This is a genomic window from Diaphorobacter oryzae DSM 22780, assembly GCF_059568935.1.
On the sequence record NZ_JCANUL010000033.1, the window covers coordinates 1 to 1,644 of the forward strand.

The 1,644-nt window shown below is 73.4% G+C and carries 2 protein-coding genes; both read right to left on the reverse strand.

All coding sequences use genetic code 11. The annotated features are described in order from the left end of the window. Positions 1–1,274, reverse strand: a 1,274-nt coding sequence (locus BP68_RS19210; protein WP_496374772.1) for a 7TM diverse intracellular signaling domain-containing protein, incomplete at its 3' end; no start/stop codon positions are given. Further along, the coding region (locus tag BP68_RS19215) for a sensor histidine kinase (protein WP_496374774.1) at positions 1,271–1,644 on the reverse strand (374 nt) is incomplete at its 5' end. The genes BP68_RS19210 and BP68_RS19215, both read right to left, overlap by 4 nt.

Here is a 1,644-nt window from a genome sequence, read left to right on the forward strand (position 1 = left end):
TCCATGCGCTCTTGCAGCTTGGCGTGCTGCAGCGCCTGCGCATGCTCCCGTTCCAGCGCCTGGGCCAGCTCCGCGCGCGCGCTGGCCACATGCTCCGCCAGTTCGTGGTTGAAGCGCTCCGTGCGGCGCATCTGCTGAGCCAGTTGCCCGCCCAGCAGCAGCATCACCAGCACCATGACCAGCATCCCGCTCAGGGCCGCCCAGTTGCGCGCCACCTGCCACAGGCCCAGCGCAGAGAAGAAGTCGCCCAGCGCCACCACCACGAACACCAGCCAGCACAGCGCCAACAGCATGTGCCGGGGCTCGCGCCCCCCCGGCCGCGGGCGCCAGGCATGCCACTGGAACTGCAGGCAGTTGGCCAGGAACACGGCCATCGTCCCCTGCCATACCGCCGAGAACCAGGGCCCCAGCGCCGCGCGCGGCGCCAGCAGCGCGGCACCCACGCCCAGTGCCGCCAGGGCCCACAGCGCGCGCTCCACGCGCGGCAGCCGCTGCCCGCCGAAGCGGAAGGTGAACAGGCAGGCGCACAGCACATAGCACACCAGCGCCACCATGCCGAAGCGCCCGCGGGTCAGCGAGTCGGCCCAGGGCCATTGTGTTTCGGCCAGATAGGTGGTGAGGTAGGCCAGCCAGGCGAGCGCCATCAGGCCGAACCAGCCATAGGCCCGCTCGCGGGGCCGCAGGCACCACACCAGCAGGAACAGCGCGCCCGCCATGGCGCACAGCACGGCATTGATGAAGTACACCGTGCGCTGCTGCCACAGCCTGCTGGCGTACTGCCGGGCCACGGCCTGCGCATCACCCAGCCGCACGGCCCCCAGGCCCGGCGAGAGCCCCACCGGCCCCACGGCGCGCACCCAGACGGTGTTCACGCCCGGGTGCAGGCTGGACGCGGGCAGCAGCCACCAGCGCGGCATGTTCCAGCTGCGCGACAGCGGCTCCACCAGCGAGGCATCGCGCCACAGCAGGTCGTCGTTGATGAACACCTCGCCCGCGACGCTGACGCCGTCGATGCCCAGGGCCACGGGCTCGTCCGCTCCTTCGCAGCCGCGTTCCCAGTCGATGCGGTACCACGCCGATCCGCCGTGCTGCGGCCAGCGGCGCGTCCACACGTCGGGCAGGGTCACCGTCTCCCAGCCCTGCGCGGGCCGGGCACCGTCGGGGGCGGGCGCCGCCTGCACCGCCACGATGCGCGGCGCGCAGGCGGCCTGCGGCGCCTGCGCCCAGGCCGCAGGCCACGCCAGCAGCGCCCACAGCAGCGCCAGCCACCTCATGGCATCACCTCGCGCACCGCCTCATGCGCCACCTCGCGCGCCACCGGAGCCGCCGGTGCCTGCAGCAGCAAGACCACGCTCACCACGGTGCGGCCCGGCGCGGACTCCACCTTGAACGTCGCCCCCATGCGCTCGGCGCGCGCGGCCATGCTGCGCATGCCTACCGACAGGCCGGCGCCGCGCACGGCCTCCACGTCGAAGCCCCGGCCATCGTCGTCCACGCACACGGCGAACACGCCAGGCAGCGGCTGCCCGCATTCCACGCGCACGCTGCGGGCCTGGCTGTGCTTGATGACGTTGGACAGCGCCTCCTCCACCAGCCGCGTCAGGCTCAGGCACTGCAGCGCGCTGGGCCGCTGCTGCCAGCGCG